This window comes from Cryobacterium sp. Y50 (assembly GCF_002929805.1).
In the GTDB taxonomy this organism is placed as follows: domain Bacteria; phylum Actinomycetota; class Actinomycetes; order Actinomycetales; family Microbacteriaceae; genus Cryobacterium.
In genome coordinates, this window is the sequence record NZ_PJJM01000069.1 from 1 (window position 1) to 17,865 (window position 17,865).

Sequence of the window (17,865 nt, forward strand, 5' to 3'; positions counted from 1 at the left end):
CCTGTCGCGCGTCGCGTTCCTGACGGTCAGCGCCACCGGCACGCTCACGTACCTGTCGTACATTTCAGCGGATGCCGCCACGAACGTCACCGCAGCGTCCACCACCACGGCACTCGCCTCGACCGGGTTCACGGCCGCACCGCTCGGTTTCGCCGCACTGCTGCTGCTCCTGGCCGGAGCCGTGCTCGTGCTGCGTCGTCGCCGGAGCGTCGCGTAACGCATCCACTGAAGACGGCCGTCACCACGCGAATCATGCGGGTGGCGACCGTCTTTTGCGTACTCTGCACGCTCCGGCGACTCGCCGATCGAGGCGCGAGATTGCGAGCGATCGAGATCCCCGAGCTGCGCGGGCTACTCGCGGCGGGTGGCGTCTTGCACTTCGCCGACGAGCTCCTCGATGATGTCCTCGAGAAAGAGCACCCCGGTGGTCTCGCCCTCTGCGGTGAACGAGCGCGCGAGGTGCGCGCCAGAGCGACGCATGGTGGCGAGGGCATCTTCGAGGTCGGTGTCTTCAAAGATCGAAATCAGGGCACGGATGCGTTTGGCCGGAATCCGCCCCGAGTAGCTGTCCGGTTCGGCGAGAGTTGCAGCACCGGCAGACGCCATATCGAGGTCGAGAATGTCCTTCAAATGCACGTATCCGGTGAGATACCCCTCAGCATCGGCCAGCACATACCGCGAGAACCCGTGGCGGGTGACGGCCCTCTCTACATCGGCCGGGGTAGCCGACTCGGGCAAGCTGACCAGTTTGGACAGGCCAACGGCGACATCGCGCACCTTGAGGTTGGTGAACTCGAATGCCGCGGTCAGGGCGCCGGTCCCGTCGCTGAGCACACCTTCCTTTGTGGACTGTGTGATGATCGTGGCGACCTCGTCGAGCGTGTAAGCACTCGTCGCCTCGTTCTTCGGCTGCACGCCAAACAGGCGCAGCGCACCATTCGCGCAGGCGTTGAGTGTGACGATTACTGGGCGAAAGACGCGCGCGACGAACACGAGCGGCGGAGCAAGCAGCAACACGGCCTGGTCGGGGACCGAGAAGGACAGGTTCTTCGGTACCATCTCACCGAACACCACATGCAGGTAGGACACCAGCAGCAGCGCGACGATGAAGGCGATCGTGCCGATCAGAGCCTCGGGCAGGCCGGTCAGGGCCAGCGGCACCTCGAGCAGATGGTGGATCGCCGGTTCGGAGACGTTCAAAATGAGCAGCGAACAGACCGTGATGCCCAGTTGGGAGGTCGCGAGCATGAGCGTTGCGTGTTCCATCGCCCAGAGTGCGGTTTTGGCACTGCGTTTTCCGGCTTCGGCGAGCGGTTCGATCTGCGAGCGGCGCGCCGAAATGACGGCAAATTCGGCTCCGACGAAGAAAGCGTTGGCGGCGAGCAGCACGACCAACCAGGCAAGTCCGGCCCAGTCGCTCATCGGTCACTCACCTTCCTTCGATCAGTCTTGGGTTCGGGCGATGATGCCGGTTCCGGTATCATCTCCGGAGTGAAACGCAGTCGGTCGATGCGACGCCCTTCCAGGCGCTCAACGGTGAGGAATCCGCCCTGCACCGGCACACAGTCGCCGATGACCGGCAACCGCCCCAGCTCACTCATCACAAAACCAGCCACCGTCTCGTAGGGTCCCTGTTCCGGCACGATGACACCGGTGCGATCGAGCAGTTCATCCGGCCGCAGCATGCCGGGAAAGGTCAGCGAGTCGGGCGAGCGCACGACGCCAGCCCTGGCCCGGTCGTGCTCGTCGGCGACCTCACCGACCAGTTCCTCGACCAGGTCCTCCAGCGTGACGACGCCGGCAGTTCCGCCGTATTCGTCGACGACGATCGCCATCTGATAGCCACGACCGCGCAACTCGCCGAGAAGGTCGTCAAGCTTCATCGTTTCGGGCACGCGAACCGGGTCGGTCTGCAGAGCAGACACCGGCACATCCGCTCGCCGATTGCGCGGCACGGCCACCGCCTGCTTGACGTGCACGACACCCGCGACGTCGTCGACGCTCTCGTCGACGACCGGGAACCGGGAAAAACCGGTGGAGCGCGCGAGGTCGATAATGTTCTGTGCCGAATCGGTACGGTGGATACTCGCGACCCGCGGGCGCGGCGTCATGACATCGGAGGCGGTGTGTCCAGAGAACATCAGCGTGCGGCGCAGGAGGGTCGCGGTGTCTTTCTCGAGCAGCCCTGCGCTGGCCGACCGGCGCACGAGCGAGGAGAGCTCTTCAGCGGTGCGGGCACCCGAGAGCTCCTCCTTGGGTTCGATGCCGAACGCGCGCAACAGGCCGTTGGCGCTGTTGTTGAGCACGAGCACGGCCGGTTTGAACACGGCGGTGAACACGGTCTGAAACGGAATGACCAACCGAGCGGTCGGAATCGGCAACGCGAGCGCAAAATTCTTCGGGACCAATTCGCCGATGACCATCGACACGAGGGTCGCCGAGACGATGGCGATCGTGGTGCCGAAGACAGGAACCAGGTCAACCGGCAGCCCGGCCGCGGTAAGCGGGCCCCGCAGCAGGGACGAGAGGGCTGGTTCGATCGTGTAGCCGGTCAGCAGAGTGGTCAGGGTGATGCCCAATTGCGCACTCGACAGGTGAGTGGAGGTGATTTTCAGCGCCGCGATGGTCATAGCGAGACGGGTTTCCCCGCGATCGCGTCGCGCTTCAAGGTCGGCGCGATCGAGATTCACCAGGGCAAATTCACTGGCGACGAAGATGCCCGTTCCCACCGTGAGGATGAGGCCGAACCCGAGCATGATCAGCTCAGACAAGGATTTCACCGCCGGCAGTCACGGGCAAGAGTTTGTGAGACGAGGGTTCAGCGGTGGGAGGGTCATCCATTATTCCTCCGAGTATACCGGGCGCACCTGCCTGCGCGCCCGGTCACACCAGCCAGCACCGTACAAAAGCCACCCGGGGTACTGGGGTACACCTACCAGGAGACCGGCAGCGCCTTGCCCTCTTCGTACCCGGCCGCCGACTGGATGCCGACGAGCGCTTTCTCGTGAAAGTCGGCGATGGTGGTAGCACCGGCGTAGGTGAACGACGAGCGCACGCCCGAGGTGATCATGTCGAGCAGGTCCTCGATCGACGGCCGCAGCGGGTCGAGGTAGATCTTCGAGCTCGAGATTCCCTCCGCGAACAGGGTCTTGCGGGCGAGGTCGTAGGCGTCGAGGCGCTCGAAGCGCGCCTGTACGGCCTTGGTCGAGGCCATTCCCCAGCTTTCCTTGTAGAGCGCGCCGCGGGCATCCGTGTTTAACGTCCCTGGCGCCTCGGTCGTGCCGGCGAACCAGGAACCGATCATGACGGATGCCGCTCCAGCGGCCAATGCGAGGGCCACGTCTCGCGGGTAGCGCACTCCCCCGTCGGCCCAGACGTGCGCGCCGTGCTCACGCGCCGCGGTGGCCGTTTCGAGCACGGCCGAGAACTGGGGCCGGCCAACGGCGGTCATCATGCGGGTGGTGCACATGGCGCCGGGGCCGACTCCCACCTTGATGATCGTGGCGCCGGCGCCGACCAGGTCGCGCACTGCATCCTTGGTGACGACGTTGCCGGCCACGATCGGAAGCCCGAGGTTCAGGTCGGCGACGATACCGAGGGCGCGCAGCATGGCGTCCTGGTGGCCGTGCGCGGTGTCGATCACCAGAATGTCGACGCCGGCGGCAGCGAGGGCGCGGGCCTTGGCGGCGACGTCGCCGTTGATGCCGAGCGCGGCAGCAACCTTGAGCCGGCCGTGGGCGTCCAGTGTCGGCTGGTACAGGGTGGAACGCAGGGCACTCTTGCGGCTAAGCGTTCCAACCACGGTGCCGTGGTGCAGCACTGGCGCGAAATCAATGTCGGCCTCGGTCATCAGATCGAAGGCGCGGCGCGGCCCCTCGACATCGTCGGCATCGAGCGCGGCGAGTTCACCGTGCAGCAGATCGCCGAGGCGCGCATCGGGTAGCGCGGTCGCCAGCCGGCTGGCGACGATGCAGCCCAGGTAATCTCCATCGGTGGACTGGATGACAATTCCCTGGCCAGGCGAGGCCGGAACCTGTCGCAGGGCCATCTCGACGGTGTCGTCCGGGGCGAAAGTGAACGGCGTGTCGAAACGAACCGATTGGTCTTTAACCCAGCGAATAGCGGCATCGAGGTCCTGCAACGGCATGTCCTGCGGGAGCACCCCGAGACCCCCGCGGCGGGCCAGCGAGGCAGCCAGGCGCGGTCCGGTTACCGAGTTCATATTCGCCGAAATGATCGGAATCGTCGCACCCGTGCCGTCATTCGGGGCCAGAGAGACGTCCAAACGACTGGTGACAGCCGATTGGCCGGGCACTAAAAACACATCGGAGTAGGTCAAATCATGGCCGGGCGTCGTTCCATAGAACTGCATACCAAGAACGCTAGCCGTTCGACACGGTGTTAGTGGTCGCGTGGGATGGGATTAGGCTGGTCAATAAGACTGACCTGGCGGTCACGATCGTCAGCGACAGGCTCAATGAAAGCGCAGAATGACCCGGCAACGGACCTTGCCGAGGGCATCCAAATTCAAAGCAGAGAGTGGGCGATCCCACGGTGTCAAGCCAGGTAACCGGTGGAGCTTCTGACGAGACAACGTCAGGCGAATTCGGAGCAAACGAGTGGCTCGTTGACGAATTATACGAACGATTCCTGATCGACAAGAACTTGGTTGATGAGTCGTGGTGGCCGGTGTTGGAGAGCTATCACCAGACCGCGAATACTCCCATTCCAGCGGATGCTACCTCCGCAGCAACTCCAGCAGCATCCGTTTCACCGGCGCCGACCGCCGCCGCAGTAGTGCCCGACACAGTAGCGCCCGCCGCCGCACCGGTCGCCGCCACACCAGCAGGAGCACCGGCAGTACCGGTAACCGAGAATCAGCCGACGGCCCGCACTACCTCGAGCGCGCCGAAGCCGGCTCCGGTTCCCGCCGACGCTCCCGTCACTAGCCCGCAGACCATCGTTACCGACGAGTCAGCGCCGGTCAAGCAAGACAAGGTCTCGCCGCTGCGCGGCATGGCGAAGTCGCTCGCGACCAACATGGTCACGAGCCTGACAGTGCCGACCGCGACCAGCGTGCGCACTATTCCGGCCAAGCTGCTCATCGACAACCGCATCGTCATGAACAACCACATGAAGCGGGCACGCGGCGGCAAGGTCAGTTTCACCCACCTGATCGGCTGGGCGCTGATTCGCGCGCTCAAGATGTTCCCCAGCCAAAACGTTTACTACAACGAGATCGACGGCAAGCCCTCGGTCGTCGCCCCGGCCCACGTTGGCATGGGCCTGGCCATCGACATGCCCAAGCCCGACGGCACCCGCGCTTTGCTGGTTCCGGCCATCAAGCGTGCCGACACCATGACCTTCGGTGAATACCTAGCCGCATATGAGGACCTCGTCACCCGCGCCCGCCAGAATAAACTCACCGCCGACGACTTCGCCGGCGCGACGCTGTCGCTGACCAATCCGGGCGGCATCGGCACCGTGCACTCCGTGCCCCGCCTCATGAAGGGCCAGGGCTGCATCATCGGCGCCGGCGCCCTCGATTACCCAGCCGAGTTCCAGGGCTCGAGCGTCAAGACACTCACCGGCCTGGCCATCTCCAAGACCATCACTCTCACCAGCACCTACGACCACCGTGTCATTCAGGGTGCCGGTTCCGGCGAGTTCCTCAAGATCGTGCACGAGCTTTTGATCGGTCAGCACAATTTCTATGAAGAGATCTTTTCGGCGCTGCGCATTCCGTACGACCCGATCCACTGGGCTCCTGACATCAGCGTCGACCTCGCAAGCGCCGTCGACAAAACCGCCCGCGTTCAGGAACTGATCAACTCGTTCCGCGTGCGCGGCCACCTGATGGCCGACATCGACCCGCTCGAGTACTCGCAGCGTAGCCATCCCGACCTCGACATCGCCACACACGGGCTCACCTTCTGGGACCTCGACCGGTCCTTTGTGACCGGCGGTTTCGGATCAAAGCGCCAGATGCAGCTGCGCGATATTCTTGGTGTGCTGCGCGACTCGTATTGCCGCACCACTGGCATCGAGTACATGCACATCCAGGATCCGGCCCAGCGCAAATGGGTGCAGGAAAAGATGGAGAAGTCGTACGTCAAACCCACGCACCACGAGCAGATGCGCATTCTGGGCAAGCTCAACGAAGCCGAGGCGTTCGAGACGTTCCTGCAAACCAAGTACGTCGGTCAGAAGCGTTTCAGCCTCGAGGGCGGCGAGTGCACCATTCCGCTGCTCGATACGATTCTGCAGGGCGCTGCCGAGCAAGGCCTCGACGAGGTCGCGATCGGCATGGCGCACCGTGGCCGGCTGAACGTGCTTACCAACATCGCCGGCAAGACTTACGGCGAAATCTTTCGCGAGTTCGAGGGTACCCAGGACCCCCGCACCGTGCACGGCTCGGGCGACGTGAAGTACCACCTCGGCACCACGGGTATGTTCCGTGGTGAGGACGGCGCCGAGATTCCGGTCTCGCTCGCCGCGAACCCCTCGCACCTCGAGGCCGGCGACGGCGTGCTTGAAGGTATCGTGCGCGCCAAGCAGGACCGTAAGCCGATCGGCACCTTCTCTACCCTGCCCATCCTCATCCACGGCGATGCCGCGATGGCCGGTCAGGGCGTTGTGTTCGAAACCCTGCAGATGTCCCAGCTGCGCGGCTACCGCACCGGCGGCACAATCCACATTGTGGTCAACAACCAGCTCGGTTTCACCACCCTGCCGCAGGATGCCCGCACCAGCGTCTACGCCACCGACGTGGCCAAGACCATTCAGGCGCCGATCTTCCACGTCAACGGCGATGATCCAGAAGCCGTGGTGCGTGCCGGCGAACTCGCCTTCGCCTACCGTCAAGAATTCAAGAAAGATGTCGTCGTCGACCTCATCTGCTACCGCCGTCGTGGCCACAATGAGGGCGACGACCCCTCAATGACCCAGCCGTTGATGTACAACCTGGTCGAAGCCAAGCGCAGCGTGCGCAAGCTTTACACCGAGGCGCTGGTCGGCCGTGGCGACATTACCGAGGAAGAATACGAAGCCGCCCACCGCGACTTCCAGGACCGCCTCGAACGTGCGTTCCTCGAGACCCACGCCGCGCAAACCGCGTCGATCCCGATCATCACGCCCGAAGTGGCTGCGAAGGCCAAGGCCGACGCCGAGGCACAAGCGCGTGAGGATGCCGCTGGCGAACCAGAGACCACCGGTGTTCCAGAGAGCGTCATTCACCTGATCGGGGACGCGTTCAACAACAAGCCGGTCGGCTTCACCGTGCACAACAAGCTGCAGCAGCTCTTGCAAAAGCGTCTCGACATGAGCCGCAACGGCAACATCGACTGGAGCTTCGGCGAGCTGCTCGCGCTCGGCTCACTGTTGGTCGAGGGTACCCCGGTGCGGTTCGCCGGACAGGATGCCCGCCGCGGCACGTTCGTGCAACGTCACGCGGTGCTGCACGACCGGGTGAACGGCCAGGAATGGCTGCCACTAGCCAATTTGAAAGACAACCAGGCTCGATTCTGGATCTACGACTCGCTGCTGAGCGAATTCGCCGCGATGGGCTTCGAATACGGCTACTCGGTGGAACGCGCCGACGCCCTCGTGCTCTGGGAAGCCCAGTTCGGTGACTTCGCCAATGGGGCACAGAGCATCATCGACGAGTTCGTGTCCTCGGCCGAGCAGAAGTGGGGTCAGCGGTCATCCGTTGTGCTGCTGCTGCCGCACGGTTATGAGGGTCAAGGGCCCGACCACTCGTCGGCCCGGATCGAACGATTCTTGCAATTGTGCGCCGAAGAAAACATGACGGTGGCGCGTCCGTCGACGCCGGCGTCGTATTTTCACCTGCTGCGCCGCCAGGCGTATATGCGCCCGCGTCGTCCGCTGATCGTGTTCACGCCCAAGTCGATGCTGCGGCTGCGCGGCGCAACGAGCGCCGTTGCCGAACTGACCAGCGGCAAGTTCGAGACGGTGATCGACGACGCGCGCATTGCCGACAAGGGCGCTGTCAAGAGGGTGCTGTTCATGGCTGGCAAGATCTACTACGACCTGCTAAACGAACTCGGGAAGAACCCGAACCCCGAGATCGCCCTCGTGCGCGTCGAGCAGTTCTACCCGCTGCCCGCCGTTGAACTGAAGAACGTCGCTGCCCAGTATCCGAATGCCGAACTGGCCTGGGTGCAAGACGAGCCGGAGAACCAGGGTGCCTGGCCGTTCTTCTATCTGGAGACCAACAAGCTCGGCCCGCGGGCCATGCGGCTGTTCTCCCGTCCGGCGTCGGCCTCGCCGGCGGCCGGTTCGGCCAAGCGTCACGCGGTCGAGCAGGCCAAGCTGCAGCGCGATGCGCTGACTCTGTAGCAGGAGCCCGTGAGAACAGGGAGAGTGACGACAGTCAGTCTCCCTGTTCTGTATCGACGCAAGCTAGGCGTTGCCTGGGGGTTGCCTGGGGGTTGCAGCATCCGCTCTCCCGCTGACCATGCGTTGCCAAGGTACACCGACGGTTCTAAGCTCTGGTCAAAGCTCGCCGCGTCCCCGACGGGCGCGCTACAGCCGTTTGAGTACGTAGACGCGCCGGCGGTGTTGCGGGAGCCGTAAGACTGCGACTTCGGGTCCCTTGATCAGGTCGCCGACCCGACCGGCGCTGTTTTTTTGTTCGGGCAGTCCCGATCGCCCCGAGCCTGACCGGTTAGTGCGACGCCTGCAGGGCACGCAGCTTCAACAGAACCTGGTCGCGCAGAACTTCGGGCGCGGTTTCCTTGCAGGCACGCTGCATCACCTCTGTCATAGTGCGTCCGACCAGGTGCTCAGCGCTACAGTCGGTGCACGTCGCCAGATGCTCCTGAATGTCGGCCGCGTCGTCTTTGCGGAGTTCGTTGTGCAGGTATTCTTCGAGTTCGGCCTTGGCCTTCTCGCAACCACAATCGGTCATTTGTTTGCGCTCCCGGATGTTTTCTGGCCCTGCCCTAGTCCTCGCTCGGCCGCGTAACCGGCCAGGAGCTCGCGCAGGAGTCGCCGGCCACGATGCAGGCGGCTCATTACTGTGCCAATGGGTGTTTTCATAATTTCAGCGATCTCCTGGTAGGAGAAGCCTTCGACGTCGGCGAAGTACACGGCGAGTCGGAAGTCTTCGGGAATGGACTGCAGGGCGTCTTTGACAGCGCTATCCGGTAGGTGGTCGATGGCCTCGGCCTCAGCCGACCGTCCTGACGTGGCGGTCGTTGATTCGGCCCCGCCCAGCTGCCAGTCTTCGAGCTCATCAATGGTGCCCTGATAGGGCTCACGCTGCCTCTTGCGGTACTGGTTGATAAAGGTGTTGGTGAGGATACGGTAGAGCCAGGCCTTGAGATTGGTGCCCTGCTCGTACTGCGCGAACGCGGCGAAAGCCTTGACAAAGGTCTCTTGCACGAGGTCCTGAGCATCGGACGGGTTGCGGGTCATTCGCATGGCGGCCGCGTACAATTGGTCGAGAAAAGGCAGAGCCTGTTCTTCGAACAGCCCGCGCGTCTGCTCGCGCAGCTCGGCCTTGGTCGGTGCAACCAGTTCTGTGTCGTCAATCGGAAGAGATTCCGAATTCGTTTCGTGGGTCGTCGTGTCGTCGCTCGCCGTGCCATCACTTGCACGGGTAGCCGAATTCACGGGCGTGTCTGAAGTCATCACGGGCAATTCTAGGCCGTTCCCCACGGCCAGGGGTCGTTCTAGCAGCATCGACACCGTCGCGGGCCTCCCTCAGATTGATATCACCGACTACTGTGATAACCGATGTTGATCTCGAGATATTCCAAGCCGGAGTTCGATCCGTACGGCGACAACTCACCGACCGAAGCGGATGTCTGGTGGCCGGCGCCGACCACCGGCGCGCCATTGCAGGCGGTGCTGGCTCTGCCGGGCTCAAAAAGCCTGACCAACCGGGAGCTCGTCGCGTCCACTCTCGCCAGTGAACCGTCTCTGCTTCGCGCGCCACTGCATTCGCGCGACAGCGATCTCATGGTCGATGCCCTGCGGCAGCTCGGCGCCACAATCGAGGCCGTTGCGGGCGACGGGACCTTCGGCGCGGACCTGCTGGTGACCCCGCCCGAGGAGTTGCTTGGCTCTACCACGATCGATTGCGGCCTGGCCGGCACGGTTATGCGCTTTCTACCGCCGCTGGCAGCTCTCGCTCTCGGCCCGACGACATTCGACGGCGATGCCGGTGCGCGCCGCCGGCCGATGGGGCCCATCATCGGCGCCCTGCGCGACCTCGGCGGCGATATCAACGACGATGGTAAGCGAGCCCTGCCCTTCACCGTGCACGGCCGTGGAGCGGTCGCTGGCGGCGCCGTGACCATCGACGCTGGCAGCTCGAGCCAGTTCGTGTCGGGGTTGCTGCTGGCCGGCGTACGCTTCGAAGAGGGGCTGCACCTCACCCACTCCGGCGAACGGCTGCCGAGCCTGCCGCACATCGAGATGACAATTGAGGTGCTGCGCGCGCGCGGCGTCGACGTTTCTACGCCGAACGTCGGCGAGTGGATCGTCACACCCGGTCGTCTGGCCGGTCGCACGGTCGATATCGAACCCGATTTGTCGAACGCGGCGCCCTTTCTCTGCGCCGCGCTCGTGGCCGGCGGCAGTGTCACCATCACTGGCTGGCCGGCCAAAACCACTCAGGTCGGCGCCGACCTCGCGCGGCTGCTGCCGCTGTTCGGCGCCATCGTCACGCGCGACGGTGACCGGCTCACCGTCACCGGAGGCGAGCACATCGTCGGCGTCGACCTCGATCTTTCCACCGGCGGCGAACTCGCCTGCACCCTCACCGCCCTCGCCGCCCTGGCCGAGTCGCCGAGCACGATCACCGGTATCGGGCACATTCGCCACCACGAGACCGACCGTCTCTCCGCGCTGGCGACCGAGATCAACCGTCTGGGCGGCAAGGTCACCGAGCTGCCCGACGGCCTGCAGATTGAGCCCGCGCCCCTGCACGGCGGCCAGTGGCTCAGCTACGACGACCACCGCATGGCGACGGCCGGGGCGCTGATCGGCCTCGCCGTGCCCGGTGTTGACGTCGAGAACATCGGTACGACCGCGAAGACGCTCCCGCAGTTTCCCGAGTTGTGGCACGCGATGATCTCCGAAGCAGCGCTGTAGATGCCGCTGGTGCCGCCCGCTGACGGTTCTGAAGGACTTGAAGGTTCTGACGATCTTGCCGAGGACCTCGCCGGCGATCCCGGCGACACCTGGTGGGCCTTGGCCGACGACGACGAACCGGAGTTCGACGAGTCGAGCGTGCGCGTGCGTCCCGGCCGCAAGGGCAGTAAACCGCGCTCCAAGACCCGGCCGAGCCATCAGGATGCGCTGACCGGGCGCATCCTCTCGGTAGACCGTGGTCGCTACACCGTCATGCTCGACGAGAACCTGCCTACCGAGCGCCGCATCACGACCGCGCGGGCGAGCGAGCTGCGCAAGAAGGCCGTCGTCAACGGCGACCGGGTCGACATCGTCGGCGACACCACCGGAGCCGAGGGCAGCCTGGCCCGCATCGTGCGCATCGTGCCGCGCGATACCCTGCTTCGGAGGAGCGCCGACGACACCGATGCCGTCGAGCGAGTGATCGTGGCTAATGCCGACCAGATGCTGATCGTAGTCGCTGCGGCCAACCCGGAGCCGCGCATCCGCTTGGTGGATCGTTATTTGGTCGCGGCCTATGACGCGGGCGTGAAACCCATTCTGTGCATCACCAAGACAGACCTCGCCGACCCCGCCGCGTTCCTGGCCAACTTTGCCGGCCTCGACCTGCCGGTGTTCCAAAGCGGCGAGGGCGGCATGCCGATCGAGGAGATCTCGGCTGCGTTGGTCGGGCACGACACAGTCTTCGTCGGGCATTCGGGCGTCGGCAAGTCCACCCTGGTGAACGCGCTCGTGCCCGGCACCAACCGGGCCATCGGCGTCGTCAACACCGTCACCGGTCGTGGTCGGCACACCTCGTCATCGACGGTGTCCCTGCGTCTGGAAACGGATGCTGGCCGCGGCTGGGTTATCGACACCCCCGGCGTGCGCTCCTTCGGCCTCGGTCATATCAACACCGACAATATTCTCAAGGCCTTCACCGACCTAGCCACCATCGCGGAGCGCTGCCCGCGCGGCTGCACCCACCTGCCCGATTCACCGGACTGCGCGATCATCGACGCGGTCGAGGCCGGCGAGCTTGGCGACACCGGCCGGGTGCGACTCGACTCGCTGCAGCGGCTGCTCGCCACGTTCGCGCCCGCCCGCTGAGTCTGCTCTCGCGCGGGTTGGCGCACGCCTGCTGCTGGCGCGGTCATAAACTGCTCGCGCAGGTGGCGTGCCAGGCGCGCGAGCACCGCCAGACAGCCGTTGCAGCATACGACAGCGCGACTTTGCCGTATGACGTGACCGAGTGGGGCCACGGATACGATGGAACCATGACGGATTCAGCGCGCCTTTCAGTCGGCGATACGGCCCCCCAGTTCACCCTGACCGACCAGGACGGGGCATCCGTTTCGCTGGCCGATTTCGCAGGCAGCAAGGTGGTCGTGTATTTCTATCCGGCAGCGATGACCCCCGGCTGCACGACCCAGGCCTGCGACTTTCGAGACAACCTCGGGTCGCTCAAATCGGCGGGCTACCAGGTGCTCGGCCTCTCGAAGGATGCCCCGGCCAAGCTCAAGAAGTTCCAGGAGCATGATGCGGTGAACTTTCCGCTACTGAGCGACACCGCGCTCGATGTGCACCGCGCCTACGGTACCTGGGGCGAGAAGAACCTCTACGGCAAGATTGTGACCGGCGTGCTGCGGTCGACGTTCGTGCTCGACGAAGCTGGCGTCATCACCCATGCCCTGTACAACGTCAAAGCCACCGGCCACGTTGCCAGCCTGCGCAAGAAACTCGGCATCGACGCCTGACTCGCTGGCGGTTGGAGCGGCCGCAGTCAGTCGGCGTCGGTCTTCGGTTCGTGACTGGTTGCAGCGACGACCTTTGGAGTGAAGACCAGCACGAGCACTAAGATCGAGGGGGCGAGCAGGGCCCAGCCGACGTCGGGACGGGCGTAGATGCCTTGGAAGCAGCCGACGGCGATCATGATCTGCACGAGCTGCCAGGTGACCGCGGCCCCGCGAATCCACGGACGCCTGCGCAGGGCGCCGACCGTAATCGCGCTCAGCCACACGGCAGCGACGGCTGTCAATGCCAGCAGGGCGAGCGCACCGCCCATCGAGTTCGGCGTGTCAATGAGCAGTTCGAGTACCCACCAGGCCGTGAGCGCCCACAGCGCGAGCGCCTCCAGAGCGACGAGCGCTACAAACACCCCCAGTAGGGGGGCACGACGAAGTGCCCGGAGGTCGATCCGAGCTGGGCGCCGCGCACCAGAGTCGCTGTTCACAGCGAAAAGCCATACAAAAGTATTGATTTGATACCTCTATTATGGGACGATATTTGAGGCCCGGTTGACGCTCACAGGGACGTGAGCTGTTTCAACGCGGTTATCGCGCAGATCCCACTTTCCTGCAATCGGCCATCACCTTGGAACTCTGGCCAATCGGCCGTGCACCCATGTAATAAAAGGAGCATCCCTATGGACTGGCGCGATAAAGCTGCCTGCCTCACCGCCGACCCGGAACTTTTCTTTCCGGTCGGCAACACTGGACCCGCTGTGGACCAGATCGAGAAGGCAAAATCGGTGTGCGCTCGCTGCAACGTCACGGAGGTATGCCTCCAGTACGCACTCGAGACCGGTCAGGACTCGGGAGTCTGGGGCGGCCTGAGCGAGGACGAGCGTCGTGCGCTCAAGCGTCGCGCCGCACGAGCCCGCCGCGCCTCCTAGCAAGCTGGCACCACTACAGAACGCGAGCCCGCGGCCATCCGGTATTCCGGAGGTCGCGGGTTCGCTTTTTTTGCCCGCAGGCCGGCACCAAGGGGTGCGGAGCAGGCATCCGCTCGCCCGGGTCCACCTCACGCAACCGGGCTCACAATTCATCCCGTGCCCGGTTTCCGGGCCCAGGCCCGGTCAAGCAGAGGCAGGCGAGTGGGCACCGGGGCTCGGCCGAAGTGGCCGAAGCTAGGACTCCTGCATGAAGCGGAGGGGGATCTCGATCGTGACCTCTGTGCCGCTGCCCATCATGGTGTGCCAGTCGATGGTGCCGCCGAGCTCGCCCTGAATGAGCGTGCGCACGATCTGGGTGCCGAGCCCCGAACCGACCTTGCCCTCCGGTAATCCGGAACCGGTGTCTCGTACCATGACGGTAAGCGTCTCCTCGCTGCGCTGCGCTTCGATCGACACCTCACCCTCGCGCCCGGCGAGGCCGTGCTCTACGGCGTTGGTGACCAATTCGGTCAAAACCAGAGCGAGTGGCGTCGCATAGGCGCTGGGCAGGGTGCCGAAACTGCCCGACGACTTGGGATGCACAGTCGTATTGTGAGCGGATGCGACCTCCACCGTGAGCAGCAGCACCCGCTCGAAGACGGCGTCGAAGTCGACGATCTGGTTGAGTCCCTCGGACAGGGTGTCGTGCACGACGGCAATGGCCGCGACCCGCCGCATCGCCTGGGTCAGCGCCTCGCGGGCCCGATCGGACTGGGTACGCCGAGCCTGGATCCGCAGCAGCGAGGCGACGGTCTGCAGGTTGTTCTTGACCCGGTGGTGAATCTCCCGGATGGTGGCATCTTTGGTGATCAGCTCACGTTCCTGATGCCGCAGCTCGGTGACATCTCGCGACAACACGATCGCGCCGACGCGCTCGCCACGGTTGCGAATGGGAATCGCCCGCAGTGACACCGTCACGCCGCGCGCTTCGATGTCGGTGCGCCACGGTGCCCGCCCGGTGACCACCAGTGGCAGCGACTCGTCGACGACAGCGATGCCGGTGAGCAGGCCGGTCGTCACCTCGGCGAGCGACTCTCCCTCGAGTTCCTCGATGAAACCCATGCGGTTGAATGCCGACAATGCGTTGGGGCTGGCAAAGGTGGTCAGTCCTTCGACATCGAGCCGGAGCAGCCCGTCGGAGGCGCGTGGCGCGCCGCGGCGCGGACCGGTCGGAGCGCCGAGGTCAGGAAAATCACCGGACGCGATCATGGCGAACAGATCGTTGGCGCAATCGTTGAAGGTCAGCTCCTGGCGTCCTGGCGTGCGCGCCTCGCTCAGGTTGCTGTGGCAGGTCAGCACCGCCACCGGGGCATCCGTTACCGCAGCACCGGTCGTGCTCAGCCGGCGCAGCACCGGGATAGCCCGCACCCGGGTAGGCGTCTCCTCGTACCAGTCGGGAGCGGTGGCGTCGACGATCCTGGCGGTCTCGAAGGCCTCGGTAACCTGATTGCGCCACTCGACTTTGATCTGCTGCCCGACGAAGTCGCGATAGAACAACGTGGCGGCACTCGACGGGCGGGAATGCGCGACGGCGACGAAGCCGCCAGACTGCGCCGGAACCCACACGACGATATCGGCGAAGGCGAGGTCGGCCAGCAGCTGGCCGTCGGCAACAAGCATGTGCAGCCAGTCCACGTCTTCCGCGCTGCTGCGGCCCTGGGCAAGTACGAGATCACTGAGAGTCGACACGATCACTAGCCTAAGTCCCCGCGCGCTCCTCCCAACACCCGCTGTGGTGCTGCCACACCATTGGGTTCATGATGAGAACATGCACAGTCCGGCGAGCACCAAAAATCGTACCTCGATCGTCATCCTCGGCACTATCGCCGCCCTGGTACTCGTCGCCCTGGTGGTGGTCTTCACCCGCGGCGCACCGGAGACGCTCGACCCGACTACCCCGGAAGGCGTGGTGCAGGCCTATTCTGCGGCCGTGATCGCCGGTGACGAAGATGCGGCCGAAGAGCTGCTCACCGCAGAGGCCTTGGTGGGCTGTGGGCCCAGCGAACACGGTTCGACCGAGAACCTTCGCGTCATACTGGTGTCAACGACGGTTCGGCCCAATACGGCCGATGTCGCCGTGTCCCTGGTCACGTCTTACAACGACGGCCCGTTCGGCGCCTCCGAGTATGAGTTCGAGAGCAATTTCGACCTGGTCAGGGCGAACGGTGCCTGGCTGATCGAGACAGCTCCCTGGGAGCTTTCCATCTGCCCGAACCCGACGGTGACGAAGTAATGTCCGTCGTGGTTCTCCTAGTCCTCGTCCTCGTCGCCGTGCTGCTGGGCCTGGGTATGATCGGCATTGTCATCGCCGTGCGCCGATCCCCCGGGCAGCCCGGCAGCACGTCAACCCCGACGGCACGCCGAGTGGTTGTCTATATTCTGTTATTCGCGCTCGTGGTCATCGCCGCGATCGGCCTGAGCGGCCTCCTGGGGCGCGCCCTCGATACCAGCATCAACCTGGCCGGCGGCGATGTGACAGGGCTTGCACGGTCCCTCGCCTTCACCCTGATCGCCGGCCCGTTCGCCGTGCTGCTCTGGTGGGTGCTGTGGCGGCGGATGGCGAGTGCGGAGCGGGCGTCGATCGCCTGGGGGCTCTATCTCGCCGGCCTACAGACGGTCGCGTTCGTGACCGCAGCTTCTGCCCTGCTGGGGACCCTGTCGGCACTGGTGCGGGGCGACTGGCAGCCGCGCACCCTCGCGGTCGCGCTGGTCTGGACGCTCGTGTGGGCCTGGCACCGGTGGATGTCCCGACACCTGTCCAAGAGTCCCACGCAGTTGACAAGCGTCGCGCCCATTCTGGGCTCGATTTTCGGCTTGCTCATTGGAGCGGTCGGGGCGGTGACCGCGCTCGCATCCCTGATCAATGCGGCCGTTGACGCCCTGCTCAGCTTGATCGTCATCGGTGCCCCATGGTGGCGGCTGGCCCTGCAGGCCGTCGTCTGGTTTCTCGGCGGCACCCTGATCTGGCGGTGGCGGTGGCAGTGGATGCGGGAACGCGCCCGGCTCGTGCGCGGTGTGCTGGCCGATCTTGCCCTCGTCATCCTGGGGATCGCAGCCGCAGCTGCCGCGTCGCTGGTGGGCACGGGCACGGTGCTGTTCGTGTTGTTCCGGCTGGCCTTTGCCCGCGAGCATCCGCTGGACGATATTCTCGATCCGTTCGGCACCGCTCTGGCGACAGCTCTGATCGGCGCTCTGGTCTGGGCCTACCACCACGGTCTGCTGCGGCAACGAGCGCTGCCGACCCGGCTGGCCGCCACCCTCGTCGTTTCCGGCTTCGGCCTGGTGGCTGCGGCGACCGGGGTGGGAATTATCGTCAATTCCCTGCTGTCCGGCCTAGCACCGGTCGTGGTCGGGTCAGACACGCGCTCCCTGCTACTCGGCGGGCTCAGCGCCGCACTCGTGGGTGGTCCGGTCTGGTGGGCCGCCTGGAAGCCGCTGCGCCCGGTCGGTCCGGTGTCTGCCCAAGTGACGGGCCGCCGGGTCTACCTCATTCTCATCTTCGGGATCAGTGCGATCGTGGCCATCATCACCCTGCTCGTGATCGGCTACCGCATCTTCGAATTCGCCCTCGATGATCTGAGCCGGCAGAGCCTGCTAGACCTGGTGCGAGCACCGTTGGGGCTGCTCGTCGCCACCGGCCTCGCCGCCGGCTACCATTTCTCGGTGTGGTGGAGGGACCGCGCTGCGCTGGCTGAGGCCGGGCTGCCCGGCCGTGCCATCCACCGGGTGATTCTGGTCACGGCCAGCGACCCGACCGCGACCCGCGACCTCATCGCTGAGCTGACCGGAGCCGCTGTAACGGTCTGGCAGCGCGCGGCCTCCCCCGACGGAGCCGCACCGAGCGACGCTGCCCCGAGCGACGACCTCCCGCCCTCGGCCGAGCGACTCGGCCTCGCCTTCGCCGAAGTTACCGTAGCACGCGTGCTCGTGGTCGTGGGCGTCGGTGGCAGCGTCGACGTCATCCCCTTGCAGAACTGACCAGCACAGCACTGAACAGCACAGGCTTGATCGAT

Annotated in this window: 15 protein-coding genes; 8 read left to right on the plus strand and 7 right to left on the minus strand. The window is 65.0% G+C overall.

Features of this window, described 5'->3' with window-relative positions; translation table 11 throughout:
• A partial coding sequence (locus tag CXY73_RS03630) for an LPXTG cell wall anchor domain-containing protein (RefSeq protein WP_158254014.1) occupies positions 1-217 on the plus strand: 217 nt, incomplete at its 5' end.
• A gap of 134 nt (positions 218-351) precedes the next feature.
• Here the strand turns inward: CXY73_RS03630 and CXY73_RS03635 are convergent.
• The 3 genes from CXY73_RS03635 to CXY73_RS03645 all read right to left on the minus strand — a co-directional run bounded on the left by CXY73_RS03635 (position 352) and on the right by CXY73_RS03645 (position 4,372).
• Positions 352-1,422: a hemolysin family protein gene (locus tag CXY73_RS03635; protein WP_104134450.1), complete on the minus strand. Its 1,071-nt coding sequence runs from the start codon at positions 1,420-1,422 to the stop codon at positions 352-354.
• A complete protein-coding gene (locus CXY73_RS03640) occupies positions 1,419-2,756 on the minus strand; it encodes a hemolysin family protein (protein ID WP_104134474.1) in 1,338 nt (445 codons plus the stop codon). The genes CXY73_RS03635 and CXY73_RS03640 overlap by 4 nt, the downstream gene beginning before the upstream one ends.
• A gap of 176 nt (positions 2,757-2,932) precedes the next feature.
• Positions 2,933-4,372 carry a GuaB1 family IMP dehydrogenase-related protein gene (locus CXY73_RS03645; protein WP_104176871.1) on the minus strand — a complete coding sequence of 480 codons (1,440 nt, stop codon included), beginning with the start codon at positions 4,370-4,372 and terminating at the stop codon, positions 2,933-2,935.
• Between the two features lie 182 nt (positions 4,373-4,554).
• Between CXY73_RS03645 and CXY73_RS03650 the strand changes: the two genes are divergently transcribed.
• Complete coding sequence (locus CXY73_RS03650; RefSeq protein ID WP_104134475.1) at positions 4,555-8,358, plus strand: multifunctional oxoglutarate decarboxylase/oxoglutarate dehydrogenase thiamine pyrophosphate-binding subunit/dihydrolipoyllysine-residue succinyltransferase subunit; 3,804 nt, start codon at positions 4,555-4,557, stop codon at positions 8,356-8,358.
• A gap of 328 nt (positions 8,359-8,686) precedes the next feature.
• Here CXY73_RS03650 and CXY73_RS03655 read toward each other — a convergent pair whose 3' ends face one another.
• Complete coding sequence (locus CXY73_RS03655) at positions 8,687-8,929, minus strand: zf-HC2 domain-containing protein (RefSeq protein WP_104134452.1); 243 nt, start codon at positions 8,927-8,929, stop codon at positions 8,687-8,689.
• Positions 8,926-9,654 carry a sigma-70 family RNA polymerase sigma factor gene (locus CXY73_RS03660; RefSeq protein ID WP_104134453.1) on the minus strand — a complete coding sequence of 243 codons (729 nt, stop codon included), beginning with the start codon at positions 9,652-9,654 and terminating at the stop codon, positions 8,926-8,928. The genes CXY73_RS03655 and CXY73_RS03660 overlap by 4 nt, the downstream gene beginning before the upstream one ends.
• Positions 9,655-9,759: 105 nt before the next feature.
• Between CXY73_RS03660 and aroA the strand changes: the two genes are divergently transcribed.
• From aroA to bcp, 3 genes are all read left to right on the plus strand, one after another.
• Positions 9,760-11,121, plus strand: a complete 1,362-nt coding sequence (gene aroA / locus CXY73_RS03665; protein ID WP_104176872.1) for a 3-phosphoshikimate 1-carboxyvinyltransferase — start codon at positions 9,760-9,762, stop codon at positions 11,119-11,121.
• The gene (gene rsgA, locus CXY73_RS03670) at positions 11,122-12,249 is read left to right on the plus strand and encodes a ribosome small subunit-dependent GTPase A (RefSeq protein ID WP_104134455.1); all 1,128 of its coding nucleotides are present in this window, start codon (positions 11,122-11,124) and stop codon (positions 12,247-12,249) included.
• Between the two features lie 167 nt (positions 12,250-12,416).
• Entirely contained in the window at positions 12,417-12,896 is a 480-nt protein-coding gene (gene bcp, locus CXY73_RS03675) for a thioredoxin-dependent thiol peroxidase (RefSeq protein WP_104134456.1), read from the plus strand.
• Positions 12,897-12,922: 26 nt separating this feature from the next.
• Here bcp and CXY73_RS03680 read toward each other — a convergent pair whose 3' ends face one another.
• Complete coding sequence (locus CXY73_RS03680; protein WP_233198122.1) at positions 12,923-13,372, minus strand: hypothetical protein; 450 nt, start codon at positions 13,370-13,372, stop codon at positions 12,923-12,925.
• A 192-nt stretch (positions 13,373-13,564) separates the two neighbouring features.
• On the opposite strand from CXY73_RS03680, the gene CXY73_RS03685 reads away from it, so the two are divergent.
• Positions 13,565-13,813, plus strand: coding sequence for a WhiB family transcriptional regulator (locus tag CXY73_RS03685; RefSeq protein ID WP_035837005.1), 249 nt, complete (start codon positions 13,565-13,567; stop codon positions 13,811-13,813).
• 234 nt (positions 13,814-14,047) lie between these two features.
• On the opposite strand, the gene CXY73_RS03690 is transcribed toward CXY73_RS03685, so the two are convergent.
• A complete protein-coding gene (locus tag CXY73_RS03690) occupies positions 14,048-15,541 on the minus strand; it encodes a sensor histidine kinase (RefSeq protein WP_104176886.1) in 1,494 nt (497 codons plus the stop codon).
• Positions 15,542-15,620: 79 nt separating this feature from the next.
• Between CXY73_RS03690 and CXY73_RS03695 the strand changes: the two genes are divergently transcribed.
• Both CXY73_RS03695 and CXY73_RS03700 read left to right on the plus strand, forming a co-directional pair.
• On the plus strand, positions 15,621-16,085 hold the full coding sequence (locus CXY73_RS03695; protein WP_104176873.1) for a hypothetical protein: 465 nt from the start codon (positions 15,621-15,623) through the stop codon (positions 16,083-16,085).
• Positions 16,085-17,830 (plus strand): DUF5671 domain-containing protein, encoded by a 1,746-nt coding sequence (locus CXY73_RS03700; RefSeq protein ID WP_233198123.1) that lies wholly within the window; start codon positions 16,085-16,087, stop codon positions 17,828-17,830. The genes CXY73_RS03695 and CXY73_RS03700 overlap by 1 nt, the downstream gene beginning before the upstream one ends.
• The last annotated feature ends 35 nt before the right edge of the window (positions 17,831-17,865 follow it).

Bases quoted from the DNA above. Each gene is read 5' to 3' on its own strand.
- bcp (WP_104134456.1), top strand. From the start codon at position 12,417: ATGACGGATTCAGCGCGCCTTTCAGTCGGCGATACGGCCCCCCAGTTC.
- CXY73_RS03700 (WP_233198123.1), top strand. From the start codon at position 16,085: ATGTCCGTCGTGGTTCTCCTAGTCCTCGTCCTCGTCGCCGTGCTGCTG.
- CXY73_RS03640 (WP_104134474.1), bottom strand. From the start codon at position 2,756: ATGCTCGGGTTCGGCCTCATCCTCACGGTGGGAACGGGCATCTTCGTC.
- CXY73_RS03660 (WP_104134453.1), bottom strand. From the start codon at position 9,654: ATGACTTCAGACACGCCCGTGAATTCGGCTACCCGTGCAAGTGATGGC.
- CXY73_RS03635 (WP_104134450.1), bottom strand. From the start codon at position 1,422: ATGAGCGACTGGGCCGGACTTGCCTGGTTGGTCGTGCTGCTCGCCGCC.
- aroA (WP_104176872.1), top strand. From the start codon at position 9,760: ATGTTGATCTCGAGATATTCCAAGCCGGAGTTCGATCCGTACGGCGAC.
- CXY73_RS03685 (WP_035837005.1), top strand. From the start codon at position 13,565: ATGGACTGGCGCGATAAAGCTGCCTGCCTCACCGCCGACCCGGAACTT.
- CXY73_RS03645 (WP_104176871.1), bottom strand. From the start codon at position 4,372: ATGCAGTTCTATGGAACGACGCCCGGCCATGATTTGACCTACTCCGAT.
- CXY73_RS03655 (WP_104134452.1), bottom strand. From the start codon at position 8,929: ATGACCGATTGTGGTTGCGAGAAGGCCAAGGCCGAACTCGAAGAATAC.
- rsgA (WP_104134455.1), top strand. From the start codon at position 11,122: ATGCCGCTGGTGCCGCCCGCTGACGGTTCTGAAGGACTTGAAGGTTCT.
- CXY73_RS03695 (WP_104176873.1), top strand. From the start codon at position 15,621: ATGCACAGTCCGGCGAGCACCAAAAATCGTACCTCGATCGTCATCCTC.